25 protein-coding genes are annotated in these 25,851 nt (G+C 71.6%); 14 read left to right on the forward strand and 11 right to left on the reverse strand.

What is annotated here, in order from left to right; genetic code table 11:
* The first annotated feature begins 235 nt into the window (after nucleotides 1-235).
* Nucleotides 236-487 (forward strand): DUF3073 domain-containing protein, encoded by a 252-nt coding sequence (locus ACZ3UD_RS04850; RefSeq protein WP_380609035.1) that lies wholly within the window; start codon nucleotides 236-238, stop codon nucleotides 485-487.
* A 156-nt stretch (nucleotides 488-643) separates the two neighbouring features.
* On the opposite strand, the gene purM is transcribed toward ACZ3UD_RS04850, so the two are convergent.
* From purM to ACZ3UD_RS04865, 3 genes are all read right to left on the reverse strand, one after another.
* Nucleotides 644-1,729 (reverse strand): phosphoribosylformylglycinamidine cyclo-ligase, encoded by a 1,086-nt coding sequence (gene purM / locus ACZ3UD_RS04855; protein WP_387618686.1) that lies wholly within the window; start codon nucleotides 1,727-1,729, stop codon nucleotides 644-646.
* 139 nt (nucleotides 1,730-1,868) lie between these two features.
* The gene (purF, locus tag ACZ3UD_RS04860) at nucleotides 1,869-3,452 is read right to left on the reverse strand and encodes an amidophosphoribosyltransferase (RefSeq protein ID WP_465582252.1); all 1,584 of its coding nucleotides are present in this window, start codon (nucleotides 3,450-3,452) and stop codon (nucleotides 1,869-1,871) included.
* A gap of 331 nt (nucleotides 3,453-3,783) precedes the next feature.
* Nucleotides 3,784-4,674 (reverse strand): diacylglycerol kinase family protein, encoded by an 891-nt coding sequence (locus tag ACZ3UD_RS04865; protein ID WP_465582255.1) that lies wholly within the window; start codon nucleotides 4,672-4,674, stop codon nucleotides 3,784-3,786.
* 126 nt (nucleotides 4,675-4,800) lie between these two features.
* Here ACZ3UD_RS04865 and ACZ3UD_RS04870 point away from each other — a divergent pair, with 126 nt between their 5' ends.
* From ACZ3UD_RS04870 to metG, 5 genes are all read left to right on the forward strand, one after another.
* Nucleotides 4,801-6,084, forward strand: a complete 1,284-nt coding sequence (locus ACZ3UD_RS04870) for an adenylosuccinate synthase (protein ID WP_465582257.1) — start codon at nucleotides 4,801-4,803, stop codon at nucleotides 6,082-6,084.
* 123 nt (nucleotides 6,085-6,207) lie between these two features.
* Entirely contained in the window at nucleotides 6,208-6,810 is a 603-nt protein-coding gene (locus tag ACZ3UD_RS04875) for a GNAT family N-acetyltransferase (protein ID WP_465582260.1), read from the forward strand.
* Nucleotides 6,811-7,532: 722 nt separating this feature from the next.
* Nucleotides 7,533-8,381 carry a helix-turn-helix domain-containing protein gene (locus tag ACZ3UD_RS04880; RefSeq protein ID WP_465582263.1) on the forward strand — a complete coding sequence of 283 codons (849 nt, stop codon included), beginning with the start codon at nucleotides 7,533-7,535 and terminating at the stop codon, nucleotides 8,379-8,381.
* On the forward strand, nucleotides 8,378-8,590 hold the full coding sequence (locus ACZ3UD_RS04885) for a DUF397 domain-containing protein (protein ID WP_465582266.1): 213 nt from the start codon (nucleotides 8,378-8,380) through the stop codon (nucleotides 8,588-8,590). The genes ACZ3UD_RS04880 and ACZ3UD_RS04885 overlap by 4 nt, the downstream gene beginning before the upstream one ends.
* Nucleotides 8,591-8,723: 133 nt before the next feature.
* Entirely contained in the window at nucleotides 8,724-10,457 is a 1,734-nt protein-coding gene (gene metG, locus ACZ3UD_RS04890; RefSeq protein ID WP_465582269.1) for a methionine--tRNA ligase, read from the forward strand.
* A 66-nt stretch (nucleotides 10,458-10,523) separates the two neighbouring features.
* On the opposite strand, the gene cutA is transcribed toward metG, so the two are convergent.
* The 4 genes from cutA to ACZ3UD_RS04910 form a co-directional block, all read right to left on the reverse strand.
* Nucleotides 10,524-10,853, reverse strand: a complete 330-nt coding sequence (gene cutA, locus ACZ3UD_RS04895; RefSeq protein ID WP_465582272.1) for a divalent-cation tolerance protein CutA — start codon at nucleotides 10,851-10,853, stop codon at nucleotides 10,524-10,526.
* A gap of 155 nt (nucleotides 10,854-11,008) precedes the next feature.
* Entirely contained in the window at nucleotides 11,009-11,932 is a 924-nt protein-coding gene (locus ACZ3UD_RS04900; protein WP_465582275.1) for a class I SAM-dependent methyltransferase, read from the reverse strand.
* Between the two features lie 61 nt (nucleotides 11,933-11,993).
* Entirely contained in the window at nucleotides 11,994-12,953 is a 960-nt protein-coding gene (locus ACZ3UD_RS04905) for an NAD(P)/FAD-dependent oxidoreductase (RefSeq protein ID WP_465582278.1), read from the reverse strand.
* A gap of 119 nt (nucleotides 12,954-13,072) precedes the next feature.
* Nucleotides 13,073-14,089 carry a hypothetical protein gene (locus ACZ3UD_RS04910; RefSeq protein WP_465582281.1) on the reverse strand — a complete coding sequence of 339 codons (1,017 nt, stop codon included), beginning with the start codon at nucleotides 14,087-14,089 and terminating at the stop codon, nucleotides 13,073-13,075.
* A 165-nt stretch (nucleotides 14,090-14,254) separates the two neighbouring features.
* Here ACZ3UD_RS04910 and ACZ3UD_RS04915 point away from each other — a divergent pair, with 165 nt between their 5' ends.
* The 3 genes from ACZ3UD_RS04915 to ACZ3UD_RS04925 are packed head-to-tail and all read left to right on the forward strand — an operon-like array spanning nucleotide 14,255 to nucleotide 16,043.
* Entirely contained in the window at nucleotides 14,255-15,310 is a 1,056-nt protein-coding gene (locus tag ACZ3UD_RS04915; protein ID WP_465582283.1) for an aldo/keto reductase, read from the forward strand.
* A gap of 59 nt (nucleotides 15,311-15,369) precedes the next feature.
* On the forward strand, nucleotides 15,370-15,642 hold the full coding sequence (locus ACZ3UD_RS04920; RefSeq protein ID WP_465582286.1) for a type II toxin-antitoxin system Phd/YefM family antitoxin: 273 nt from the start codon (nucleotides 15,370-15,372) through the stop codon (nucleotides 15,640-15,642).
* The gene (locus ACZ3UD_RS04925) at nucleotides 15,639-16,043 is read left to right on the forward strand and encodes a PIN domain-containing protein (protein ID WP_465582289.1); all 405 of its coding nucleotides are present in this window, start codon (nucleotides 15,639-15,641) and stop codon (nucleotides 16,041-16,043) included. Before ACZ3UD_RS04920 ends, ACZ3UD_RS04925 begins: the two co-directional genes overlap by 4 nt.
* A 63-nt stretch (nucleotides 16,044-16,106) precedes the next feature.
* Here ACZ3UD_RS04925 and ACZ3UD_RS04930 read toward each other — a convergent pair whose 3' ends face one another.
* Nucleotides 16,107-16,676, reverse strand: a complete 570-nt coding sequence (locus tag ACZ3UD_RS04930) for a GNAT family N-acetyltransferase (protein ID WP_465582292.1) — start codon at nucleotides 16,674-16,676, stop codon at nucleotides 16,107-16,109.
* Nucleotides 16,677-16,699: 23 nt separating this feature from the next.
* Complete coding sequence (locus tag ACZ3UD_RS04935) at nucleotides 16,700-17,617, reverse strand: NAD(P)-dependent oxidoreductase (RefSeq protein WP_465582295.1); 918 nt, start codon at nucleotides 17,615-17,617, stop codon at nucleotides 16,700-16,702.
* Between the two features lie 97 nt (nucleotides 17,618-17,714).
* Between ACZ3UD_RS04935 and ACZ3UD_RS04940 the strand changes: the two genes are divergently transcribed.
* From ACZ3UD_RS04940 to ACZ3UD_RS04950, 3 genes are all read left to right on the forward strand, one after another.
* Nucleotides 17,715-18,062, forward strand: a complete 348-nt coding sequence (locus ACZ3UD_RS04940) for a winged helix-turn-helix transcriptional regulator (protein ID WP_465582299.1) — start codon at nucleotides 17,715-17,717, stop codon at nucleotides 18,060-18,062.
* 79 nt (nucleotides 18,063-18,141) lie between these two features.
* Nucleotides 18,142-18,645, forward strand: coding sequence for a GNAT family N-acetyltransferase (locus tag ACZ3UD_RS04945; RefSeq protein WP_465582302.1), 504 nt, complete (start codon nucleotides 18,142-18,144; stop codon nucleotides 18,643-18,645).
* Nucleotides 18,646-18,712: 67 nt separating this feature from the next.
* Nucleotides 18,713-20,527, forward strand: a complete 1,815-nt coding sequence (locus tag ACZ3UD_RS04950; protein WP_465582305.1) for an NHL domain-containing thioredoxin family protein — start codon at nucleotides 18,713-18,715, stop codon at nucleotides 20,525-20,527.
* A gap of 69 nt (nucleotides 20,528-20,596) precedes the next feature.
* On the opposite strand, the gene ACZ3UD_RS04955 is transcribed toward ACZ3UD_RS04950, so the two are convergent.
* Together ACZ3UD_RS04955 and ACZ3UD_RS04960 are read right to left on the reverse strand one after the other, a co-directional pair.
* Nucleotides 20,597-21,907, reverse strand: a complete 1,311-nt coding sequence (locus ACZ3UD_RS04955) for a M18 family aminopeptidase (RefSeq protein WP_465582308.1) — start codon at nucleotides 21,905-21,907, stop codon at nucleotides 20,597-20,599.
* A 248-nt stretch (nucleotides 21,908-22,155) separates the two neighbouring features.
* A complete protein-coding gene (locus ACZ3UD_RS04960) occupies nucleotides 22,156-23,985 on the reverse strand; it encodes an acyl-CoA dehydrogenase (RefSeq protein WP_465582311.1) in 1,830 nt (609 codons plus the stop codon).
* A 216-nt stretch (nucleotides 23,986-24,201) separates the two neighbouring features.
* On the opposite strand from ACZ3UD_RS04960, the gene ACZ3UD_RS04965 reads away from it, so the two are divergent.
* Both ACZ3UD_RS04965 and ACZ3UD_RS04970 read left to right on the forward strand, forming a co-directional pair.
* Nucleotides 24,202-24,705 carry an SseB family protein gene (locus ACZ3UD_RS04965; protein WP_380609006.1) on the forward strand — a complete coding sequence of 168 codons (504 nt, stop codon included), beginning with the start codon at nucleotides 24,202-24,204 and terminating at the stop codon, nucleotides 24,703-24,705.
* Nucleotides 24,706-24,827: 122 nt separating this feature from the next.
* On the forward strand, nucleotides 24,828-25,787 hold the full coding sequence (locus tag ACZ3UD_RS04970; protein WP_465582314.1) for a pirin family protein: 960 nt from the start codon (nucleotides 24,828-24,830) through the stop codon (nucleotides 25,785-25,787).
* The last annotated feature ends 64 nt before the right edge of the window (nucleotides 25,788-25,851 follow it).

Genomic DNA, 25,851 nt, shown 5'->3' on the forward strand with positions numbered 1-25,851 from the left:
CTCAGACACCTCCGGACAGCGCGCAAATCGCCGCAAAACCTCCCCTGACCTGGGAAGACCTGGTCTCGGGTGCGGTCGGTGCGCGCCACGTCACACCGACGACGTACCGTCCAGCGGCGGAAACAGGTACCGTTAATGCTCCAAGGGACGGTCCTCCCATTCGGGCAGGCCGGTCCTGATCATGAACACGTGTCAGACTCGGGGCCGTGAGCCCCATCGTTGAGGGGGTCGACCCATGGGGCGCGGCCGGGCCAAGGCCAAGCAGACGAAGGTCGCCCGCGAGCTGAAGTACAACAGCGGCGGGTTCGACGCTAACCGTCTGTCCAACGAGCTGGGCGTATCGCCGTCCACGCCTTCGATCGAGCCGGAGCCGATCGAGGAAGAGGACGACGACCCGTACGCGGAGTACGCCGCCCGCTACGCCGTCGACGACGAGGACGACAACGAGCCGGGTACCGGGCCGTCGCAGGCCTCCCGCCGCTCGTAATCCACAGCTTCGCCGGACCGGTCCGGGCGCCCTGGGCGCCGGGCCGGTTTTCGGCGTTCCCGGACACCGTCCGTACCGTCCCCCTTCGGGGACGCAAGAGGGCCCCTCCGGCGCACCGGAGGGGCCCTCCCACGGGTCGGGGGCGGATCAGCCCGCTCAGCCCGCCGTGAAGCCCTCGTAAGCGTTGTAGAGGGCCGCGCCGCCCTCGTGCTCGTCGGTGCGCTCGACGATGTCACCGAGCAGCCAGGCCTCGACGCCGCGGTCCTCCAGCAGCGACAGCACCACGTCCACCGAGTGCGGCGGGACGACGGCGACCATGCCGACGCCCATGTTGAGCGTCTTCTCGATCTCCAGGGTGGCCACCTTGCCGACCTCGGCGACGGTCCGGAAGACCGGCAGCGGGGTCCAGGTGCCGCGGTCCAGGCGGGCGTGCAGGCCGTCCGGGATGACCCGGGCCAGGTTGGCCGCCAGGCCGCCGCCGGTGACGTGCGAGAAGGCGTGCACCTCGGTGGCGCGGATCAGCGCCAGGCAGTCCAGCGAGTAGATCCGGGTCGGCTCCAGCAGCTCCTCGCCGAGGGTGCGGCCGAACTCCTCGACCTTGCGGTCCAGCTTCCAGCCGGCCTCGTTCAGCAGCACGTGGCGGACCAGCGAATAGCCGTTGGAGTGCAGGCCAGAGGCGGCCATCGCGATCACCACGTCGCCGGCCCGGACGCGCTCGGCACCCAGCAGCGCGTCGGCCTCGACCACGCCGGTGCCGGCGCCCGCGACGTCGTACTCGTCCGGGCCGAGCAGGCCCGGGTGCTCGGCGGTCTCGCCGCCCACCAGGGCGCAGCCGGCCAGCGCGCAGCCCTCGGCGATGCCCTTGACGATCGAGGCGACCCGCTCCGGGACGACCTTGCCGACGCAGATGTAGTCGGTCATGAACAGCGGCTCGGCGCCGCACACCACGATGTCGTCCACGACCATGCCGACCAGGTCGTGGCCGATGGTGTCGTGCTTGTCCATGGCGGCCGCGATGGCCACCTTGGTCCCCACGCCGTCGGTGGCCGAGGCCAGCAGCGGCCGCTCGTAGTTCTTGAAGGCGGAGACGTCGAAGAGGCCGGCGAAGCCGCCGAGACCGCCGACCACCTCGGGGCGGTTGGCCTTCTTCACCCACTGCTTCATGAGCTCGACGGCGCGGTCGCCCGCCTCGATGTCGACACCGGCGGCGGCGTAGGTGGCGCCGTTCTGGTTGGTGGTCACTGCGTGCGGCCCTTTCGGGTCTGGTGGGGGTGGTTCGTTGCAGCGGAGGGGCATGTCGTCCGCGGACGACGTCCCGACCGCGTCCCCGGGGCGGGAACAGCGGTGGGGCCCCGGTTCGCGGGACCCCACCGTGGGCTCGTTACGGGCGGCGCAGCGCGTCGGCCGCGCCCGCCCCGCCGAGCAGCGACTGGACGCCGTCCAGGTCGGTGCCGCTGGTCGGCTTGCCGCGGACGGCGGGCGGCTGCTGGCCGCCCTTGATCTCGGCCTCCAGCAGGAGCTTGCCGAGCAGCGCCGGGTCCGGCAGCTCCATCGGGTACTCGCCGTCGAAGCAGGCCCGGCAGAGCTTGTCCTTGGGCTGCTTGGTGGCCTCGATCATGCCGTCGATCGAGATGTAGGCGAGCGAGTCGGCACCGAGCGTGCGGCCGATCTCCTCCACCGTCATCCCGTTGGCGATCAGCTCCGCGCGGGTGGCGAAGTCGATGCCGAAGAAGCAGGGCCACTTCACCGGCGGCGAGGAGATCCGGATGTGCACCTCGGCGGCGCCCGCCTCGCGCAGCATCCGCACCAGCGCGCGCTGGGTGTTGCCGCGCACGATCGAGTCGTCCACGACCACCAGGCGCTTGCCGGCGATGACCTCGCGCAGCGGGTTCAGCTTGAGCCGGATGCCGAGCTGGCGGATGGTCTGGCTGGGCTGGATGAAGGTGCGGCCCACGTAGGCGTTCTTCACCAGGCCGGAGCCGTACGGGATGCCGCTGGCCTCGGCGTAGCCGATCGCGGCGGGGGTGCCGGACTCGGGAGTCGCTATCACCAGGTCGGCCTCGACGGGGGCCTCCTTCGCCAGGCGGCGGCCCATCTCCACGCGGGAGAGGTGCACGTTGCGGCCGGCGATGGAGGTGTCGGGGCGGGCCAGGTAGACGTACTCGAACACGCAGCCCTTGGGCTTCGCCTCGGCGAAGCGGGAGCTGCGCATGCCGTTCTCGTCGATGGCGATGAGCTCGCCGGGCTCGACCTCGCGGATGAAGGAGGCCCCGCAGATGTCCAGCGCCGCCGTCTCGGAGGCGACCACCCAGCCGCGCTCCAGCCGGCCGAGCACCAGCGGGCGGATGCCCTGCGGGTCGCGGGCGGCGTAGAGGGTGTGCTCGTCCATGAAGACGAGCGAGAAGGCGCCCTTGACCTCGGGCAGCACGACCTTGGCCGTCTCCTCGATGGAGAGGTCCGGGTGGCCGGCCAGCAGGGCGGTCACCAGGTCGGTGTCGTTGGTCGCGGCGGTCCGGCCGGAGCGGGAGACGTGCTCCTCGCCGGGCAGTTCGGCGACCATGGCCGCCAGTTCGGCGGTGTTCACCAGGTTTCCGTTGTGCCCGAGGGCCAGCGAACCGTGCACGGTCGCCCGGAAGGTCGGCTGGGCGTTCTCCCAGACCGAGGAACCGGTGGTCGAGTAGCGGGCGTGTCCGACGGCGATATGCCCGTGCAACGACCCCAGCGAGGCCTCGTCGAAGACCTGGGAGACGAGTCCCATGTCCTTGAAGACGAGAATCTGGGAGCCGTTGCTCACTGCGATGCCCGCGGATTCCTGACCGCGGTGCTGCAGGGCGTAAAGGCCGAAGAACGTGAGCTTGGCGACCTCCTCGCCGGGAGCCCAGACACCGAAGACGCCGCAAGCGTCCTGGGGGCCTTTCTCGCCGGGAAGAAGATCGTGGTTGAGTCTTCCGTCACCACGTGGCACGCCTTCGAGTCTAGGGCAGTTGGCACAGGCCTCCGGAACCCGGGACTGGGGGTTTGTCCTGCGGTCTCGGAGTAACGCGCGTAGACAAAACCCCTTACGGGCTGGGGATTTCGGGTGGGGGGAATTCCGGCGGGTGCCGGTTGGCCTTGTGGTTCGCGCCTGTTGGGGAGTTCGGTGCGCAGTTCCGTACACGGAGCGGTGGTTGTCGGGACGGGAGCGAACGTGAGCCTGCTCACCCGGGGTTCAGTCGGGGTTCACGCGGGGGCTCCCTCGGCGGGAGCCGTCACGCGAGCCGTCAAGCGAGCCTGTGCGCGAGCCTGAGCGCGAGCCTTTAGGCGGCCGGCAGCAGCAGTCCCCAGGAGCCCGGGTGCACCGTCCAGGTCCGGGCGCGGACCGGCCCGACCGGGTGGCCGTCCGCCTCGTAACCGAAGCCGCGCCCGACCACCGAGACGCTCGCCGCCCGGACGCGCACGAGGGCGCCGGACGCGCGGACCACCACCTCCAGCACACCCGCGCCACCCACCGGGCCGCCCGCCGGACCGTCCGCCGGGCCGCCCGCCGGACCGTCCCCGCCGCCCGGCAGCGACAGCTGGACCAGCCGGACCGGCCGGTGCACGTCCGCGAGCAGCCGGCCGTCCGCCTCGACCCGGACCCGGGGGCTGTGGTCGGTGGCCTCCGGGGTGAGTGCGTTCGCCTGCTCGGCCGCAGCCAATTTCGCCCATAGCGAACGCCAGCCGCCCGGACGGCCCACCAGCCGACGGGTACCGCCGCCCGTGATCCGCACCCCTCCGAGCGCCACCCCGCCACCGTCGTCCACCAGCAGGTCGAAGGTGCGCGGCGCGCCCGAGAGCACCGCCCGCGCGGCCCGCACCGGCTCCCCCGGCACCCCGAGCGCCCGGGCCGTCGCGAGCTCCGCCGCACGCCCGACCGGAACCATGCCCACCGGATCAGCGCCCAGCTCACGGTGGCGATGCAGGGCCTGCAGCACCCTCTGCAAGGCGAGATCGGAACCGATCACCACCGGTCGCCGCCGACCCCGGTGTGAAAGCACCCGGTCGAGTTCGGACGGGCTCTCCGGATAGACCACCTTGACGTCCGTACCCCCGCAGAGCACGTCCTTCGCGATCCGCACCGACTCGCCGTCGGTCTGCCGGGCCACCGGGTCGAGGAGCAGCAGAATCGGCTCGGGGCCGCTGGTTGCAGGCGTGGACAGCGACGACACGACCGGTCCTTCCTCAGGTAATCTCTCGGTGCAAGAGCCCCTTGCGCCATTGCGCCAGGGGCTTCGTCTATCTCGGGGCAGACAGCGGCCTACGCAGGATGCCCCAACCGGAAGGGGTGTACGCCTGTGCCGGCACTCGTGCTCGTTGGCGCTCAGTGGGGAGACGAGGGCAAGGGGAAGGCCACCGACCTCCTCGGCGGCTCCGTCGACTACGTCGTCCGCTACCAGGGTGGCAACAACGCCGGTCACACGGTGGTCATCGGTGACCAGAAGTACGCCCTGCACCTGCTCCCCTCCGGCATCCTCAGCCCGAACGTCACCCCGGTGATCGGCAACGGCGTCGTGATCGACCCGGCCGTGCTGCTCTCCGAGCTGGCCGGCCTGAACGAGCGCGGCATCGACACCTCCAAGCTGCTGATCTCGGGCAACGCCCACCTGATCACGCCGTACCACCGCACCCTGGACAAGGTCACCGAGCGCTTCCTCGGCAAGCGCCGGATCGGCACCACCGGCCGCGGCATCGGCCCGACCTACGCGGACAAGATCAACCGCGTCGGCATCCGGGTCCAGGATCTGTTCGACGAGTCGATCCTGCGCCAGAAGATCGAGGCGGCGCTGCACGACAAGAACCAGATCCTGGTCAAGCTGTACAACCGCCGCACCATCCCGGCCGACCTGGTGGTCGAGGAGTACCTGGGCTACGCGGAGAAGATCAAGCCCTTCCTCGCCGACACCACCCTCGTCCTGGACGAGGCGCTCAAGGCGAACAAGGTCGTCCTGCTGGAGGGCGGCCAGGGCACCCTGCTCGACGTCGACCACGGCACGTACCCCTTCGTGACCTCGTCGAACCCGACCGCGGGCGGCGCCTGCACCGGCGCCGGCATCGGCCCCACCAAGATCGACCGGGTCATCGGCATCCTCAAGGCCTACACCACCCGCGTCGGCTCCGGCCCGTTCCCGACCGAGCTGTTCGACGAGGACGGCGAGGCGCTGCGCCGCATCGGCGGCGAGCGCGGTGTCACCACCGGCCGTGACCGCCGCTGCGGCTGGTTCGACGCCGTCATCGCGCGCTACGCGACCCGGGTCAACGGCCTCACCGACTTCTTCCTCACCAAGCTCGACGTGCTGACCGGCTGGGAGCAGATCCCGGTCTGCGTCGCGTACGAGATCGACGGCCAGCGGGTCGAGGAACTCCCCTACAACCAGTCGGACTTCCACCACGCCAAGCCGATCTACGAGACGCTGCCGGGCTGGAACGAGGACATCAGCAAGGCGAAGACCTTCGCCGAGCTGCCGAAGAACGCCCAGGCGTACGTGAAGGCGCTGGAGGAGATGTCCGGCGCGCCGATCTCCGCCATCGGCGTCGGCCCGGGCCGGGACGAGACGATCGAGATCAACTCGTTCATCTGAGCCCGAACGCTTCGAGGGCCTCGCGGGACGCACCGTCCCGCGAGGCCCTTCGCTTTGCCCGGCCACATTGCACTAGCACATAACTCCATTGCCTCTAGTGCAGAGTCGCGCTACGTTCGGATCATGACCTCGAAGCCGCCCACGCCCGTCACCCTCACCGGCCGCCACATCCGCCTGGAGCCGCTGGAGCGCCGCCACCTCGCCGACCTCTGGGCCACCGTCGGCTCCGAGCCCGAGGTCTGGCGCTGGACCATGAACCTCCCGCCCGCCACGGAGGAGGAACTCGGCGGGATCCTCGACGCCCGCATCGCCGAAGCCGCCGAGGGCGAGTGCGTCTACTTCGCCGCCGTCGACCTCGCGAGCGGCACCGCCGTCGGCATCACCGGCTACCACGACTTCAGCACCAGGGACGAGTCCGTGGAGATCGGCGGTACCCTCTACGCCCGCTCGGTCTGGCGCACGGCGGTCAACACCGAGGCCAAGCTGCTGCTGCTCACCCACGCCTTCGAGGACCTGGGCATGGGCCGCGTCTTCTGGAAGACCGACGCCCTCAACGAACGCTCCCGCAACGCGATCCAGCGCCTCGGCGCCCAGTTCGAGGGCGTCTTCCGCCGCCACCGCCTCCGCCCCACCGGCACCTGGCGCGACACCGCCTACTTCTCGATGCTCGCCGACGAGTGGCCCGCCGCCAAGTCCCGTCTGACGGACCGCCTTTCCCGCGGCTGACCGTTCACGCGCCACCCACGGTCGGGACCACAGCGCTTTGCCATAGCTGCCGATCGTTCGACGCCCCACTCCTGCGAGAGGGCCCCGACCATGTCCAGGCTCCGGCCGCTCGCCCGCGAGTCGTCCGGAGCCTGTCGCAGGAGGGGATTCCGGGAGGAGTCCGAAACGGTGATGTGCGGCGTCCCGCCCCGGAGTTCATCGATACCACCCCCGTGAAGGTGGGGCCGGCTAGTCGCGGTCGCCGCGGGCGGAATGGCGGGGGGCGAACGCCCGCTTCGCGGGGCGGGGTAGCCGGGGTTGCATGTTGACCAGCCAGACCAGCCAGCCGACGAAAAGGACGGCGAGGAGAAGAGCCGACAATCCGGCGACCAGGAGGGCGTTCACCGGGTTGCGGAAATGCGGCGGGGAGGAGGGGGCGGAAGGCGGAGAGGCGGGGGAAGGGGCACGGCTGTCTCCGGTCGGTGATGCCGAACGCCCTGGCCATGCATCGTGTGCAATTGCGGCTGATTGGCAGGGCTGATTGGCGACTTGGCGACTGTTTAGGCGACAACAAGTCAGCGAGTGACACGTACGACCTTAGAGTCGGGGTGCCAGAGTTGCTACCGAGGGAGTGGACGTTCACTCCATCGGGGGGTATCCCCCAGTTCGCTAGCTAGGGCCTGGTGTCCACGGCACACTTCACCGGAAGCATCGACCGAAGCCGCGATCCGGAGAAGAGAGTCATGCCACCCCGCTTGTCGCCGACCGTGCGCCAGCAGCGCCTTGGGATCGAGCTGCGCAAGATGCGCGAACGCGTGGGCGTGACGCCCAAAAGCCTGGCCGCCACAATCGGCACCGACCTGCCCAAGATCTCCCAGATGGAGAACGGGAAGTCGGGCATCAGCGCCGAACGGCTGCGGATCTGGGCGCGCGCCTGCGGCTGTGCCGAAGGCCCGTACCTGGACGCCCTGATCGCGATGACACAGGACCGGCGGAAGTACTGGTGGGACGGCTTTCGGGGCCGGATGCCGAGCGGGATCGTCGACATCGCGGAGATGGAACACCACGCGGTCTCGCTGTCCATCCTCAACAGCACCTTCGTTCCCGGCCTGCTGCAGACCCCGGCGTACGCGGCCGCGGTGTTCGAGCGGCTCCCCGCGCACTTCCGGCAGGAGGCGGAGGCCCGGATGGCATTCCGGATTCGGCGCCAGCAGATCTTCGTCGACCGTCCGAAGCCGTACAGCGCGATCCTGCACGAGTCGGCGCTGCGGATGCAGTTCGGCGGTCCGGAAGTGCTCCGCGAGCAGTTGCGGAGCCTGCTGGAGAATTCCGAACGGCCCGGGCTGGAAATCCGGGTGATCCCGTTCAGCGTCCCCACCTACACCGGGTCCGGGGAGAGCCTGTATCTCGCCCGCGGGCCGGTCCCGGAGCTGGACACCGTCCAGATCGACCTCTCCCACGGGCCGAAGTTCGTGCACACCGAAGCCGAATTGGCCTCCTACCGCCGGATCAAGGAGAAGACCGCGGCGATCGCGCTCGGGACGGACGAGTCCCGGGACTTCATCCGGGCCTTACTGAAAGACTTCTCATGAACGTGTGGCTGAACGTGTGGCGCAAGTCGTCGGCCAGCGGTGAGAGCACCGACTGCGTCGAGGTCAGAGCCACCGGTGGGCTGGTGGAGATCCGCGAGTCGGACCGGCCCGAGGCGATCGTGCGGACGACGCCGCGCAAGTGGGCGGCGTTCGTCCGCGGGGTGAAGGCCGGGGAGTTCGACCGGTACGCCGACTTCACCCGGCCGTGAGGCCGCCGCCCGTACGGCGCGGCCGCTGCGCGGGCCACGGCGGCGGTAGGCTTGGCAGCCCACAGTGGCCCCCTGCGCCTGGCACAGCACTCCGGGTGGGGTGCGCGTGCGGGAGAAATCGGAGCATCCGAGGATGGCTCGGCACCTGATCACCAGCGCCCTTCCGTACATCAACGGGATCAAGCACCTGGGCAACATGGTCGGGTCCATGCTCCCGGCGGACGTCTACTCCCGCTACCTGCGCCAGCGCGGCCACGAGGTGCTCTACATCTGCGCCACCGACGAGCACGGCACGCCCGCCGAGCTGGCCGCACAGGAGGCCGGGCTGCCGGTCGCCGAGTTCTGCGCCCAGGCGCACGACGCCCAGAAGGCCGTGTACGACGGCTTCGGGCTCTCCTTCGACCACTTCGGCCGCAGCTCCTCACCGCAGAACCGGGAGATCACCCAGGAGATCGCCCGCGAGCTGCAGCGCAACGGCTTCATCGAGGAGCGCTCGATCCGCCAGGTGTACTCCAACGCCGACGGGCGCTTCCTGCCGGACCGCTACATCGTCGGCACCTGCCCGCACTGCGGCTACGACAAGGCGCGCGGTGACCAGTGCGAGAACTGCACCCGGGTGCTGGACCCGACCGACCTGCTGGAGCCGCGCTCGGCGATCAGCGGCAGCTCCGACCTGGAGGTCCGGGAGACCCGGCACCTGTTCCTGCTCCAGTCGAAGCTGACCGAGGAGGTCGAGCAGTGGATCGCCGCCAAGGGCGACGACTGGCCGGTGCTGGCCTCCTCGATCGCCCGCAAGTGGCTGACCGAGGGCCTGCAGGACCGCTCGATCACCCGTGACCTGGAGTGGGGCGTCCCGGTGCCGGCCGACGTGTGGCCCGAACTGGCCGCCGAGGGCAAGGTGTTCTACGTCTGGTTCGACGCCCCGATCGAGTACATCGGCGCCACCAAGGAGTGGGCGGACGCGGCCCCGGCCGGGCAGCTGCGGGACTGGAAGTCCTGGTGGTACGAGGCCGACGAGACCGTCCGCTACACCGAGTTCATGGCCAAGGACAACGTCCCCTTCCACACCGTGATGTTCCCGGCGACGGTCCTCGGCTCGCGCCGCCCGTGGAAGAAGGTCGACTACGTCAAGGCCTTCAACTGGCTGACGTACTACGGCGGGAAGTTCTCCACCAGTCAGAAGCGCGGCATCTTCACCGACGTCGCGCTGGACCTGCTGCCGGCCGACTACTGGCGCTACTTCCTGATGGCGCACGCACCCGAGTCGGACGACTCCAGCTTCACCTGGGACCTCTTCGCCTCGGTGGTCAACAAGGACCTCGCCGACACCCTCGGCAACTTCGTCAACCGGGTGCTCTCCTTCAGCCGCAAGCGCTTCGGCGACGACGTCCCCGGCGGGCGCGCCTCGGGCGAGACCGAGCAGCGCCTCGGCGAGCAGATCGCCGCCCTGCTGGCCGAGTACGAGGCCCAGCTGGACGCGCTCAACTTCCGCAAGGCGGCGCAGGGTCTGCGCGCGCTGTGGAGCGCGGGCAACGCCTACCTGGACGAGAAGGCGCCCTGGCTGCAGGTGAAGACCGACCCGGAGGCGGCGGCGCTGACCCTGCGGACGGCGATGAACCTGATCCACCTGTACGCGGTGGTCTCCGAGCCGTTCATCCCGACCGCGGCGGCGGCGATGCGCGGCGCCTTCGCCCTGCCCGAGGACTCGCCGGCGGCCACCCGCAGCTGGGTCGACGCCCAGGAGGCGCGCTCGCTGGACCTGATCCCGGCGGGGACGGCGTTCACGGTGCCGCCGGTGCTGTTCGCCAAGATCACGGACGAGGACCTGGCGGCCTGGACGGCGCGTTTCGGCGGCGCCGAGGGCTAGTCGGGAGCTGGTCCGGAGCTGGTCGAGAGCCAGTACGACGTGGAGCAGGAGGAGTCGCTTCCTGAGCTACCCGGCCGTCTCCTCCGCGACCCAGGCCAGGTAGCCGGGGCTGCCGGAGACCACCGGCACGGCGATCACCTCGGGCGTCTCGTACGAGTGCCGCCCGGCGACGAACCCGGCGAGGCGGTCGGCGAGTTCGGCCCGGGTCTTGAGGTCGATCCGCCACTCCTCGGCGTCCCGCACCTCGCCCTCCCACCAGTACACCGACCGGACGGGGTACACCTGCGCGCAGGCCGCCAGGCGCTCCCGCACCACGGCGGCGGCCAGGGACCGGGCCCGCTCCTCGCTCTCGTGGGTGGTGGTCACCACGACGAAGCCCTGCTGGTTCGCTGTCATGCGCCGACGGTATCCGTCCCACCGGCGGTATCCGTCGCACCGGCGGTATCCGTCGCACCGGCGGCGCCCGGAGCGGCGACGGTGAGCCCGGAGCCCCGCCGCCGCGGCCTCGGAAGCGCGGCGACGGGGCGGCTCGGGTGCCCGCGGGCCCGGCGTCAGGGCCGGCGCGCGGTGTGGACGGTCATGGCGGAGAGGTAGAAGGCGTCCGGGCGGTTGAGGATGCCGGTGGGGGCGTCCTCGGCGAGGAGGGCCTCCAGGGTGGCACGGTCCTCCGGGGCGAGCGCCTCGGCGAGCTGGTCGTGGCGGCGGCCGAGCTGGGCGTGCAGGTACTCGCGGACAGGCCGGGCGAGCGGCGCCGGGTGGTCGACCAGGAAGGTGCGGGTGCCGCTGGGGACGAGTCCGGCCCGCCGCAGCATGGCCGGCCAGTCCTCGATCTCCTCGGCGGTGTCGGGCAGTTCGGCGCGCATGGCGCTGAAGCCGTCCTCGTGGGCCGCGTCCAGCCGGGCCTGGAAGCCGGGCCGGCCGAGGCCGAAGTCCCGGGGCAGGAACCGCGGCGGCAGGCCGCTCTCGGCGACGGCGAGCAGCCCGCCCGGGCGCAGCCGCGCGCCCAGGGCGGTGAGCGCGGCCTGCTGGTCGCCGAGGTGGTGGATCGCGTTGCCGGACCAGATCAGGTCGGCCTCGCCGAGCTTGTCGAACTCGGCGGGCAGATCGGCCTGTTGGGTGCCAAGTCGGCCGCCGGAGCGGGTCCGGGCGCGCTCCAGCAGGGCGGCCGACTGGTCGACGGCGACCACCTCGGCCGCCGGGAAGACCTCGGCGAGCAGCCCGGCGATCACCCCGGGACCGCTGCCGACGTCCAGGACCCTCCGTACCCCGCCCTCGCCGGGCAGGCCGGACAGGCCGGACAGGCCGGGCAGGCCGGACAGCCAGCGCGCGGCCTCGGTGACGGCCGCGGCGCGCAGATCGGCCTCCCGCTCCAGGTGGGCCGCGAGGGCGTCCCAGTCGAGGTCGGCGGCGGGAACGTGGCCGTGGCCGTGCTGGTGGCCGTGGCCGTGCTGGTGCTGGTGCTGGTGCGAGGACATGGCCTCTCCTCCCGGGTCGTGAGGTCGTGGGGTTGTCGGCGGGGCGACGAGAGCTTCCCGCTCAGGCGGGCGCGGCGGCGCCGGACGCGCGGTGGCGGTCGACCACCTGCCCGACCTCCTCCGCCGTGAGGTCGTGGTCCAGCGCGAAGGCGGCCGCCGCGCCCATCCCGGCGGCGGTGACCACCTGGGCGCGCGGGTCGGCGACGTTGCCGACCGCCCAGACACCGGGCAGGCTGGTGCGCCCGGTCCGGTCGGTGGTGACCCAGCCGTTGTCGTCCCGTTCGCAGTCGAGACCGAACAGCAGGGCGTCCCGGGGCACCGGCCGCGGGAAGACGAACACCGCCTCGCGCGGCACCACCTGTCCGTCGGCGAGTTCCACGCCGCGCAGCCGCCCGTCGTCGGCGACCAGCCGGACGATCCGGCCCTCGACCACCCGGACGCCCCGGGCGGCGAGCCGCTCGCGGTCGGCGTCGGTCAGTTCGAGGGTGTGCGCGAGCAGCAGCACGTCGGCCGACCACTGCCGCAGGGTCAGCGCCTGGTTGACCGCCCCCGGGCCGGTGCCGAGCACGCCGAGCGGGCGGTCGCGGACCTCCCAGCCGTGGCAGTACGGGCAGTGCAGCACATCGAGGCCCCAGCGCTCGGTCAGGCCCGGAAGCTCCGGCAGCCCGTCATGCAGCCCGGTGGCGACGACCACCCGGCGCGCGTGGAGCACCGGCCCGCCCGCGAGGTGCACCACGAATCCGGCTTCTTCGGCCTCGATGTGCTCGACCCGTCCGTCGATCAGCTCCACCCCGTACCGGGCGACCTCCTCCCGCCCGACCGCCAGCAGTGCCGCCGGGGACATGCCGTCCCGGCTCAGGTAGCCGTGCATGTGGGCGGCGGGGGCGTTGCGCGGCTCGCCCGCGTCCACCACCGCGACCCGCCGTCGGGCCCGGCCCAGCACCAGGGCGGCGTTCAGTCCCGCCGCTCCGGCGCCGACCACCAGCACGTCGTGGCGCTCCGTCGTCCTCGTCTCGCTCATGGCGCTCACCTCCGTCGCCAGGCTGCGACCGACCATCCCGTGTCGGCAAGCTTTGTTGCCGGCTCAGCAAACACCTCCCCGCTCACCTCCCTGCCCACCTCCCCTCCAGCCCCTCCCCCTCATGCGCCGGTCCGCCGCCAGTACGAGCGGGTGGCCACCGCCAGCGCGACCCCGTACCCGGCGAACGCGCACATCCCGACCCAGGCGATCTGCAGCGCCTGCCCGGCCGTCGCGAACTCGCCCAGCCGGATCTCGGTCACCCCGGTCGCGCACAGCGCCAGGTAGCCGATCCCGACCAGCCCGTACGGCACCAGCGTGGCCGCGCCGATCAGCGCCGGAGCGAGCGGCAGCCAGCGCGGGACGCGACGGCCGCGCAGCGGCAGGGTCCAGCGCGGGAAGACCTGCCCCCACGGCCGCACCAGCCCCCACAGCAGGAACACCCCGATCGCCGCCAGCAGCACCGTGCCGTCCAGCCCCCAGCGCTCCAGGGTCAGCCAGATCCCGGACGAGCCGTTGTGCAGGTAGCTCGCGTACATCTGGTCGCCGCTGATCCCGGCGAAACTGCCGCCGAGTGCCCAGATCAGCTTCATCGCAACGTACGGTACGAAGGCCAACGTCCCTGCGCAGGCCGCGAGTTGGACGGTCTCCGGAGCTGTTGAAGGGGCTCCTGAAGGGGTCTTCGAGCGGGCCGTTGGGGAAGCCGTGGACGGGGTCGTGGACGGAGTCGTGGACGGGACCCCCTCCGGACCGCCGGCCAGCGGGCCGCGGGAGCGCGCGTTGGCGGCCAGCAGCAGCGCCCCGGCCGCCGCCAGCGCCTTGTGCACCGCGGCCGGGACGCTGTCCACGGCCTGCCCGAACAGCAACGTCACCACGTCCATCAGCAGGCTCCAGGCCGCCACCACGGCCAGCCCGCACAGCACCCACAACACCCCGGTCAGCCACTGCGCCGACCGCAGCCGTACCGCCGCGCACCCGGCCGCGACCACCGCCAGGCCCACCCCGACGACCACCCACCCCAGCCAGGCGCCGCCGAGCAGCGCGGTCCCGCTCAGCGCGCAGCCCAACCCGAACCCGCCGTAGCCGACCCCCCAACCGGCCACCGCCCAACCGCTCCTGACCCACCCGTGCTTCACCATGGCCCCAGGGTCACCCGCGCCGCCGCACCCCGGCCTCCGCCGGGGCGACGATCCGGCTCCCCCGCCGGAGGGATCCCCGGACGCCCCTTGCCCTGGAGTGCACTCCAACTCCTAGCCTCTGAGCCACCACCGCGTCACCGACCCACCAACAGGGGGAACACAACCATGCGCTACCGCGTTCTCGGCGGCACCGGCATCGAGGTGAGCGCCTACTGCCTCGGCACGATGATGTTCGGCGCGATCGGCAACCCGGACCACGACGACTGCGCCCGGATCATCAACGCCGCGCTCGACCGGGGCATCAACTTCGTCGACACCGCCGACATCTACTCGGCCGGCGAGTCCGAGGAGATCGTCGGCCGGACGCTGGCCGCCCGCGGCGACCGCGACGACATCGTGCTCGCCACCAAGGCGCACTTCCCGATGGGCGAGGGCCGCAACCGGGGCGGCAACTCGCGGCGCTGGATCGTCCGCGAGGTCGAGGAGAGCCTGCGCCGGCTGCGCACCGACTGGATCGACCTGTACCAGATCCACCGGCCGGACCACACCACGGACATCGAGGAGACCCTCTCCGTCCTCGGCGACCTGGTCCGGGCCGGCAAGATCCGCGCCTTCGGCTGCTCGACCTTCCCCGCCGAGCAGATCGTGGACGCCCACCACGTGGCCGAGCGCCGCGCCCTGCCGCGCTTCCGCACCGAGCAGCCGCCGTACTCACTGCTCGCCCGCGGGGTGGAGCGGGACGTGCTGCCGGTGGTGCAGCAGCTCGGGATGGGCGCCCTGACCTGGGGCCCGCTGGCCGGCGGCTTCCTCACCGGCCGCTACCGCAAGGGGCAGGAGATCGACCTCACCCGCGGCCGCGCCGCGATCAACCCGGGCCGCTTCGACCCGGCACTGCCCGCCACGGCCGCCAAGCTGGACGCGGTCGAGGCCTTCACCGAGCTCGCCGGGGAGCTCGGCCGCACCCTGCCCGAGCTGGCCGTGGCCTTCCCGCTGGCGCACCCCGCGGTCACCTCGGTGATCCTCGGCCCGCGCACCATGGAGCAGCTCGACTCCGCCCTCAAGGGCGCCGACCTACTCCTGGACGACGCCGTCCTGGACCGGATCGACGCCGTCGTCCCGCCCGGCACGGACCTCTACCAGGCCGACGGCGCCTGGCAGCCGCCGGCCCTCACCACCCCGGGCCTGCGCCGCCGCCCCACCGCCGAGCGCTCGGCGGGCTAGCCGAGGACGGACATCGAGACACTGCTACACGGTGCATTACAGCGCGATACAATGGCCGCATGAAGACCATCACGCAGCGCGAACTCGCGGCGCGGTCCAAGGCCGTACTCGACGACGTCGAAGCCGGCGAGATCTACCACATCACTCGCAACGGCACTGAGATCGCCGAGGTCCGTCCGATCAGCAGCCGCCGCCGATTCGTCCCCGTCGAAGAGCTCCAGCGGAAGTGGCGGAACGCACCGGCCGTCGACGCGGCACAGATGCGTGCCGAAGCCGATGCCTTCTACGGCGACGAGGACCGGGTCGGCGACGACCCGTGGGAGCAGGCGTGACCGAGCGGCGCCAACGCGGGCTTCTCGACACCTGCGTCGTCATCGACCTTCCGCAGATCGATCCGCAATTCCTGCCGGTCGATGCGGCACTGTCATCCATCGTGCTGGCCGAACTCGCCCAGGGCGTAGCCATGGCGAAGGACCCGGTGCAGATGATGGCCAGAGCCCAGCGACTCGCAGACGCCGAGGCCGAGTTCGCCGCCCTGCCGTTCGACCGAGCGGCAGCTCGACGCTTCGGCACCCTGGTCGCACTCACGCTCCAGGCCAAGCGGGACCCCCGCCCCCGCCGCATGGACCTGATGATCGCGGCCACAGCCGCCGCTCACGGCCTGCCGCTGTACACCCGGAACGGGGCTGACTTCGCCGGCCTTGACCAGGGAGTCGAAGTCATCGTGGTCTAGGCAGTCATCGTGGTCCAGGGCGACCGCCCGACGGCGCGGCCAAGCGGTCGCCCCGCGTCCGGCTCACCCCCTCGGCGCGGCGAAGCAGTGGACGAGGACCGTACGGCCGGAGGCCCACCGCTGCTCGCCGCTGCCGAGCAGGGTCCAGCCGAGGCGGCGGTAGAGGGCAACGGCGGCGGTGTCGGTGGCGAGCACGTCGAGCACGGGGTGCAGCCCGAGCGCCCGCGCATGCACCACGGCGCGTGCCAGCAGGTGCGCGCCGGCGCCGTGGCCGCGCGCCGTCGGGGCGACGTACAGGCGGCCGATCACGGCGGTCAGCTCCGGCCGCCCGCCGGTCCGCAGGCTCCACAGCCCGGGGGCGGCATCGCCCGGGGCGCTGCGGGAGAGTCCGACGTGCCCGGTGATCCGGCCCGCCGTCTCGGCGACCCAGGCGGCCAGCAGGCCGTCCGGGGTGAGCCAGGCGGCGGGCCGCTCGGGCCAGTCGGCGGGGTAGCCGTCGACGGTGTGGACGTCGGCCAGCACCCGGACGCAGTCGGCGAGGTCGGCGGCGCGGCGCCGTCGGACGCCCGCCCCCGGACCGGTCCGCCGAGATCCGGACGCGACGACGTTGGCGCGTTCTTCAAGGTCAGCCATGCCGGTACGTTACCGGCCGCCCCTCACCGTCGCAGCAGGTCGACGACCCCGGTCAGGTCCTCCTCGCCGCTGCCGATCTCCAACCGGCGCTCCATCAGCCGGAAGTAGGGCGCCAGCAGTTCGGGGCTCACCCCCTGCTCCTCGGCGGTGCGCAGCAGCGTGCCCTTGCCCGCGACCTGCATCGCCAGGCTGGACACCACGTCCTTGGTGTAGTCGCCGCTCTCCAACTGCTCCGCGGTCGTGGCGACGGTCCGGGACATCGCGGTGAGGTAGTCGCGGAGCAGCGGCGCGAGCTCGCCCGGCGCGACGGCCTCGTCGCGGATCAGCGCGAAGGCGTGCGCGACCCCGGCGAACATCCCGTACATGGCGCTGAGCAGCGCCACGTCGTGCAGCGCCGCGTACCCGGCGTCCTCGCCCACGTACCGGGTGTCGGCCGGGGCGGCGAGGGTCGCCCGGTGCTCCTCGAACAGCCCGACGGAGCCGCTGTAGAAGACGTACGGCCCGGTCGCCGGGACGCCGATCATCGGCGGGACGGCCATGATCCCGCCGTCCAGGTAGCGGGCGCCGCGCCGCTCGGCCCAGGCGGCGCGGGCGCGGGCCTGCTCGGGGGTGCTGGTGACCAGGTTGACCAGGTCCTTGCCGGCCAGGTCGGCGCCGGCCAGCGCCTCGTCCACGGAGGCGTCGTCGAGCAGGCAGACGACGACCAGCCGGTTCGCCGCGACGGCCTCGGCGGCGCTGTCGGCGACGGCCGCGCCGCGTACGGCGAGCGCGTCGGCGCGCTCGGTGGTGCGGTTCCAGACGGTCAGCGGGTGCCCGGCGGTGAGCCAGGCCTCGGCCAGCGCGGTGCCCATCGCGCCGAGGCCGAGCAGGGTGAGCGGGGCGGGCTGGGTGGGCAGGACGAGCGGGGTCCGGCGGGATTCCTCAACGGTGTTCTGTGCCATGCCGATCAGCCTCCGCGCCGGCCCCGGAAACGATCAAGTACGCACTTCGAAGTGGGTGGTTACCCTGAGGTGAGGATCGAGGTCGGAAGGGGTGGGCATGGCGACCGTGCCGAGGCCGGGGGCGTACGTCTGCGGGATCGACGCCGCGATGGACGTGATCGGCGGCAAGTGGAAGGTGCTGATCCTGTGGGCCCTGGGCGAGCGCCCGTGCTGCCGCTTCGGCGAGCTGCGCCGCCTGGTGCCGGGGATCACCGAGAAGGTGCTGGCCGCCCACCTACGCGAGCTGGAGGCGGACGGCATCGTGCACCGGGAGGCGTACGACGAGGTGCCGCCCCGGGTCGAGTACGCGCTGACCGAGGCGGGGCGACACCTCAACGCGGCGCTCGCGCCGCTGGGGCGCTGGGGGCGGGAGCACGTCCTGGGCGGGGCGCCGCACCCGCGGTGACTCAGTGTCCGTCGAGCCCCGTTCGACCCGACCCCACCCGCCGCGGAGCGGCGCCGCGCCGCAGCGGTTCAATACCGCCATGCGACCCGACCTCAGCACCCCGCTGCGCAGCGAGCGCCTCGACCTGCTGCCGCTCGTCCCCGAGCACGCCGACGAACTGGCCGCTGCCCTCGCCGACCCCGCCCTGCACACCTTCACCGGCGGCCGCCCGGCCACCCCCGAGGAGCTGCGCGCCCGCTGCGCCCGGCTCGCCGCCGGCTCCCCCGACCCGGCCGAGACCTGGGGCACCTGGGTCCTGCGGCTGCGCGCCGACGACGCCCTGACCGGCTACGTCCAGGCCACCGCCCGCCCCGAGGCCACCGAACTCGCCTGGGTGGTCGGCACCCCCTGGCAGCGCCGCGGCCTCGCCACCGAAGCCGCCCGCACCCTCCTCGCCCACCTCACCACCTTCGGCACCACCACGGCCGTCGCCCACATCCACCCCGACCACCACGCCTCCACCCACGTCGCCCACACCCTCGGCCTCCGCCCCACCCCGCACACCCAGGACGGCGAAATCCGCTGGCAGGCCGACCTTTCGTAGCCGGCAGCCGCCGAGCCCCAACCCCCACCCGGAATGCCCGCCACCATCGATGGGGTTGGATACAGCCATGGCATCTCGTGCACGTGTCCGCGCCCCCGAGCTGGTTGGCGCAGGTGGATGGCTCAACACCGGTGGTAAGGATCTGTCGTTGGCAGACTTCCGAGGTCGCATTTTGGTACTAGACTTCTGGACCTTCTGCTGCATCAACTGTCTGCACGTCCTCGACGAGCTCCGCGAGCTGGAGGAGAAGCACCGCGACACCGTGGTGATCGTCGGCGTGCACTCGCCCAAGTTCGTGCACGAGGCCGACCACCAGGCCGTCGTCGACGCCGTCGCCCGGTACGAGGTGCACCACCCGGTGCTGGACGACCCGGCGCTCGCGACCTGGAAGCAGTACGCCGTCCGCGCCTGGCCGACGCTCGTCGTGATCGACCCCGAGGGCTACGTGGTGGCCCAGCACGCCGGTGAGGGCCACGCCCACGCGATCGCCCGCCTGGTCGAGGAGTTGGAGGCCGAGCACGCCGCCAAGGGCACGCTGCGCCGGGGCGACGGCCCGTACGTGGCGCCCGAGCCCACCGCCGGGGACCTCAAGTTCCCCGGCAAGGCGGTCCGGCTGCCGAACGGCCGCTTCCTGGTCGCCGACTCCGGCCACCACAGCCTGGTCGAGCTGGCCGAGGACGGCGAGACGGTGGTGCGCCGGATCGGCGACGGGCAGCGCGGCCTGGTGGACGGCGCCAGCCCCAGGTTCAGCGAGCCGCAGGGCCTCGCGCTGCTGCCGGAGGGCGCCGACTACGACGTGGTCGTGGCCGACACCGTGAACCACGCGCTGCGCGGCGTGCGCCTCGCCGACGGCAGCGTCACCACCCTGGCCGGCACCGGCCGCCAGTGGTGGCAGGGCTCGGCGACCGAGGGCCCGGCCCGCGAGGTGGACCTCTCCTCGCCCTGGGACGTCGCCTGGTTCGACGGCAAGGTGTGGATCGCGATGGCCGGCGTGCACCAGCTGTGGGCGTACGACCCGGCGGACGGCACGGTCGGCGTCGCGGCCGGCACCACCAACGAGGGCCTGGTGGACGGCCCGGCCGCCGAGGCCTGGTTCGCCCAGCCGTCCGGCCTCGCCGTCTCCGCGGACGGCGGGAAGCTCTGGGTCGCCGACTCCGAGACCTCCGCGCTGCGCTTCGTTTCACGTGGAACCATGACGGTCCAAACCGCCGTCGGCACCGGCCTGTTCGACTTCGGCCACCGTGACGGCGCCGCCGACCAGGCCCTGTTCCAGCACCCGCTGGGCGTGACCGTGCTGCCGGACGGCTCGGTGGCCGTCGCCGACACCTACAACCACGCGCTGCGCCGCTTCGACCCGGCGAGCGGCGAGGTCAGCACCCTGGCCACCGATCTGCGCGAGCCCTCCGGCGCGGTACTGGTGGACGGCGACATCGTGGTGGTCGAGTCGGCCCGGCACCGGCTGACCCGGCTGCGGCTGCCCGAGGAGGCCGTCCAGGTCGAGTCGGTGGCGCACCGCACCCAGCGCGCGGCCACCGAGGTCGCGCCCGGCGCCTTCCGACTCGACGTGGTCTTCGAGGCGCCGAGCGGCCAGAAGTTGGACGAGCGCTACGGCCCGTCCACCCGGCTGCTGGTCAGCGCGACCCCGCCCGAGCTGCTGGTCTCCGGCGCCGGCGCGGACTCCGCCCTCTCCCGCGAGCTGGTGCTCTCCGACCGGGTCACCGAGGGCGTGCTGCACGTCTCGGCGATGGCGGCCTCCTGCGACGACGACCCGGAGATCGAGTTCCCGGCCTGCCACGTGCACCAGCAGGACTGGGGCGTGCCGGTGAAGCTGGTCGCCGACGGCGCCCGCCGCCTCCCGCTGGTCCTGGCCGGGATGGAGTAGCCGGGCGAGCGAAGAGGCGGGGCCCGGCGGACATCACGTCCGCCGGGCCCCGCCTCTTCACCAGGAGCCTCAGCCCTCCAGGAACGCCTTGACCGCGCTCGCCAGCAGGTACGGGTCCTCCGCCCCGCACAGCTCGCGCGCCGAGTGCATGGACAGCGCCGCGATGCCGCAGTCCACCGTCTTGATGCCCAGCCGCGCCGCCGTGATCGGGCCGATGGTCGTCCCGCAGGGCATGGCGTTGTTGGACACGAAGGTCTGCCACGGCACGCCGGCCTTCTCGCAGGCGGCCGCGAACACCGCCCGGCCGACGCCGTCGGTCGCGTAGCGGTTGTTGACGTTGACCTTGAGGATCGGCCCGCCGTTCGGCATCGGATGGTGGCCCGGCTCGTGCCGCTCGGTGTAGTTCGGGTGGACGGCGTGGCCCATGTCCGAGGAGAGGCAGACGGTGCCGGCCAGCGCCCGGGCACGGTCCTCCGGGTTCCCGCCACGGGCGTGGATCGTCCGGTCGATCACGTTGCCGAGCAGCGGGCTCTGGGCGCCGGTGTCGGACTCGCTACCGGTCTCCTCGTGGTCGAAGGCGGCCAGTACCGGGATGTACGGCAGCTCGACGCCCTCGGCGGCCGCGGTGGCGACGGCGGCGAGCGCGGCGGTGGCCGCGTGCACCGACAGCAGGTTGTCCAGCCGCGGAGCGGCCAGCAGCTCCCGGTCGCGGCCCAGGTAGGAGGCGGGCTGGACGTCGTGGGTCATGAGGTCCCAGCCGACCACGTCCTCGACGGCCAGGCCGGCCCGCTCGGCGACGAAGCCGATCAGCGAGCCCTCGTCCACCGGGCCGAGGCCCCAGATCGGGGTGACGTGGCGCTGCCGGTCGAGCTTCATGCCGTCGTTGACCTGGCGGTCCAGGTGGATGGCGAGCTGAGGGACGCGCAGCAGCGGCTCGTCCAAGTGGACGAGCCGCGCGCTGCCGTCCTTGAGCGCGAGTCTGCCGGACAGGCCGAGGTCACGGTCGAGCCAGGTGTTCAGCGGCACCCCGCCGTAGATCTCCACCGCGACCTGCCGCCAGCCCGCCGAACCGGTGTCCGGCAGCGGCTTGACGCGCAGGTTGGGCGAGTCGGTGTGGGTGCCGACGATGCGGAACGGTGTCTCCGGGCCGGCCCCTTCCGGCAGGTACCAGGCGATCAGCGCGCCGGCGCGGATCAGGAAGCGCCCCCCGGCCGCCCCGTCCCAGGCGTCCGTCTCGGCGACCTGACGGAACCCCGCCTTCTCCAGGCGCTCGGCGGCGCTCGCGACCGCGTGGTACGGAGACGGCGAAGTGCCGAGGAACGCGATCAGATCGTCGGTGTGCGTCCGGTCGAAGAATGCCCGTCGGGCGGCGGTCGACATACTGCTCCTGGGTCGAGGGAGGGCCGAAGCCGGATGGGGAGTCGGCTTCGCACCTTGAGCATATGCCCGTACACGGACATGGCATTCGTAGCTCATCCGCGCGGAACCCGGACACACCCGGCATCCGCGCGCGCCCAACTCCCCACCGTCCGGGGCACTACGGAGCACCTGAAGAACACCGAAGGGCCCGGTGGCAGCCGGGCCCTTCGGTGTGAGGGTTTCGTCAGGCGGTCAGAAGGGGGTGCGGCCTAGAAGGCCTCCTCCGCCAGCTCCATGATCTCGTTGTCGATGCCCTCGGCGATCGCCCGCTGCGGAGCGACGGTCGGGAGGATGTTCTTGGCGAAGAAGCGGGCCGCCGCGACCTTGCCCTGGTAGAACGGCACGTCCTTCTCGGAGGCGCCGGCCTCCAGCTTGGCCAGGGCCACCGCGGCCTGACGCAGCAGCAGCCAGCCGACCACGACGTCGCCGGAGACCATCAGCAGGCGGGTGGTGTTGAGGCCCACCTTGTACATGTTCTTGACGTCCTGCTCGACCGAGGAGAGGTCGGCGAGCAGCTTGCCGATGATGGCCTCCAGGTCACCGGCGGCCGTGGCGAGCAGCTTGCGCTCGGCGGCCAGGGCGTCGCCGCCCTCCTCCGAGCCGAGGAACTTCTGGATCTGCTCGTTCAGGGCGGTCAGCGCCTGGCCGCCGTCCTTGACGATCTTGCGGAAGAAGAAGTCCTGGCCCTGGATCGCCGTGGTGCCCTCGTACAGGGTGTCGATCTTGGCGTCGCGGATGTACTGCTCGATCGGGTACTCCTGCAGGTAGCCGGAGCCACCGAAGGTCTGCAGGGACTGGGCGAGCTGCTCGTAGGACTTCTCCGACCCGTAGCCCTTGACGATCGGCAGGAGCAGGTCGTTGAGGCGCTCGGCGGCCTCGTCGCGCTCGCCGCGCAGCTTGGCGGCCATCATGTCGTCCTGGATGGACGCGGTGAACAGGACCAGCGCGCGCATGCCCTCGGCGTAGGCCTTCTGGGTCAGCAGCGAGCGGCGCACGTCCGGGTGGTGGGTGATGGTGACGCGCGGGGCGGTCTTGTCCAGGAACTGCGAGATGTCGGCGCCCTGCACGCGCTCCTTGGCGTACTCCAGGGCGTTCAGGTAGCCGGTGGAGAGGGTGGCGATGGCCTTCGTGCCGACCATCATGCGGGCGAACTCGATGATCTTGAACATCTGGCGGATGCCGTCGACCTTCTCGCCGAGCAGCCAGCCCTTGGCCGGGTGCTTGGCACCGAAGGTCATCTCGCAGGTGTTCGAGGCCTTGAGGCCCATCTTGTGCTCGACGTTGGTGGCGTAGACGCCGTTGCGCTCGCCGAGCTCGCCGGTCTCCCAGTCGAAGTCGAACTTGGGGACGATGAACAGGCCCAGGCCCTTGGTGCCCGGCTTACCGCCCTCGGGGCGGGCCAGCACCATGTGGATGATGTTCTCGGACATGTCGTGCTCACCCGAGGTGATGAAGCGCTTCACGCCCTCGATGTGCCAGGAGCCGTCCTCCTGCTTGATCGCCTTGGTGCGGCCGGCGCCCACGTCGGAGCCCGCGTCGGGCTCGGTGAGGACCATGGTGGAGCCCCACAGGCGGTCGGTCATCCGCTTGGCGACCTCGAGCTGCTCCTCGGTGCCCTCCTCGGCGATGACGCCGGCGAAGGCCGGGCCGGAGGAGTACATCCAGATGGCCGGGTTGGAGCCCAGGATCTGCTCGGCGAAGGCCCAGATCAGCGAGTTCGGGGTGACCTGGCCGCCGATCGACTCCGGGATGCCCAGGCGCCACCACTCGGCGTCCATGAAGGTCTGGTAGCTCTTCTTGAACGTGGCCGGGATCGGGGCGGTGTTGGTCTCCGGGTCGAAGACCGGCGGGTTGCGGTCGGTGTCGGCGAAGGACGCGGCGAGGTCGTTCTCGGCGAGGCGCGCGATCTCGCTCAGGATGTTCTTCGCGGTCTCGACGTCCATGTCGGCGAACGGTCCGGTGCCGTACACCTGGTCGCGACCGAACACCTCGAAGAGGTTGAACTCCACGTCCCGCAGGTTGGACTTGTAGTGACCCATGGCCTGTTTTCTCCGGTTCGTCGCTTCCGGGTGACCGCCTCTTTTCGGGCGCCCCGTACCCACCAGTAGGCATCATGATGCTACCCAGCGGTAACTTGGGCAAGCCCCTGGCGATGAATCACCTATGAACGTGGTCACGTCCCACAAGCCGGGACGACCACTCCTTGTCAGGATCGACGCCAGCGCGGGCGGGTGCGCTCCCGCTAGCCTGTCCGTGTGTACGGATATGACCAGAACGCATACCCGGGCGACCCCTACCAGCAGCAGGCGGGTCCGCAGCCGGGCATGAACGGCATGCCCGGACCCGACGCGTACGGCGCACAGGGGCAGGCGTCCCAGCAATCGCTGTACCCCGAGCCCTCCCCGCCGTCGCTGGCGGACGCCGTCCGGGCCTTCACCACCGGCTCGATGGCGGTCGAGGACTTCCAGGCGATCTTCATCACCTCGAAGGTGCACTGCCCGCGCGGCGACCGCCCCGGCTTCCTCGCGCTGCACAACACCCCGACGCCGGTGATCCCGATGTTCAGCTCGCTCAAGGAGCTGCGCCGCTACGCCGGCAAGGACTCCAAGCACTTCACCGTCACCGGCGCCGAGGTCCTGGACCTGCTGCCGACCGGCTACGGCTTCGCGCTGGACATGGAGGGCGAGCACCGGATGGTGTTCGACGCCAAGGCGGTCGAGCAGATGGTCGACTTCACCATGCGCCGGATGTACGGCTGACCCATCCTGGAGAGGAGCCCCGCGCTCCTCCGTCGCTACATAGTTCAATTTTCAACTTGCTTGTTGTTGAGCATTGAACTACCCTCGTGGACGTAGGCCAGAAACCCCCGAAGGAGGCCGACATGCCCGCCGTGACCGTCGACAACCCGCTGACCCTTCCGCGTGTCACCACGCCGGACCCGGCCGTCGCGAGCGCCCGGCCCGTCCTCACCGTGGCCACCGCGCCCGAGGGCTACGAGGGCGAGGGCTTCCCCGTCCGCCGCGCCTTCGCCAAGATCAACACCAGGTACCTCGACCCGTTCATCATGATGGACCAGATGGGCGAGGTGGACTACGCGGCCGGCGAGCCCAAGGGCACCCCCTGGCACCCGCACCGGGGCTTCGAGACGGTCACCTACATCATTGACGGAACGTTCATCCACCAGGACTCGCACGGCGGCGGTGGCGTCATCACCGACGGCGACACCCAGTGGATGACGGCCGGCTCCGGTCTGCTGCACATCGAGACCCCGCCGGAGTCGCTGGTGATGTCCGGCGGCCTGTTCCACGGCCTCCAGCTGTGGGTCAACCTGCCCGCCTCGGACAAGATGATCGCCCCGAAGTACCAGGACATCCGCGGCGGCAGCGTCAAGCTGCTCAGCTCCGAGGACGGCGGAGCGCTGCTGCGGGTGATCGCCGGCGAGATCGACGGCCACCAGGGCCCGGGCGCCACCCACACCCCGATCACAATGATCCACGCGTCGGTCAACCCGGGCGCCCAGGTCACCCTGCCCTGGCGCTCGGACTTCAACGCCCTCGCCTACGGTCTGGCCGGCACGGGCTCGGCCGGCCAGGAGCGGCGCCCGTTCGGGATGGGCCAGGCGGTCGTGTTCGGTGACGGCGACTCGATCACCATCCGCGCCGACGAGGCCCAGGACTCGCGCAGCGCCAACTTCGAGGTCGTCCTCCTCGGCGGTCAGCCGATCCGCGAGCCAGTGGCGTGGTACGGCCCGTTCGTGATGAACAGCCACCGGGAGCTCCAGCAGGCCATGGAGGACTTCCAGGCCGGCCGCCTCGGCACCATCCCGACCGACGCTCACTGATCCGCCCCGACGGGAGCGCCGCAGGTTCCGACCTGCGGCCCTCCCGCCGTTTCGCCTCCACCCA

Source organism: Kitasatospora sp. NPDC023118 (genome assembly GCF_055560875.1).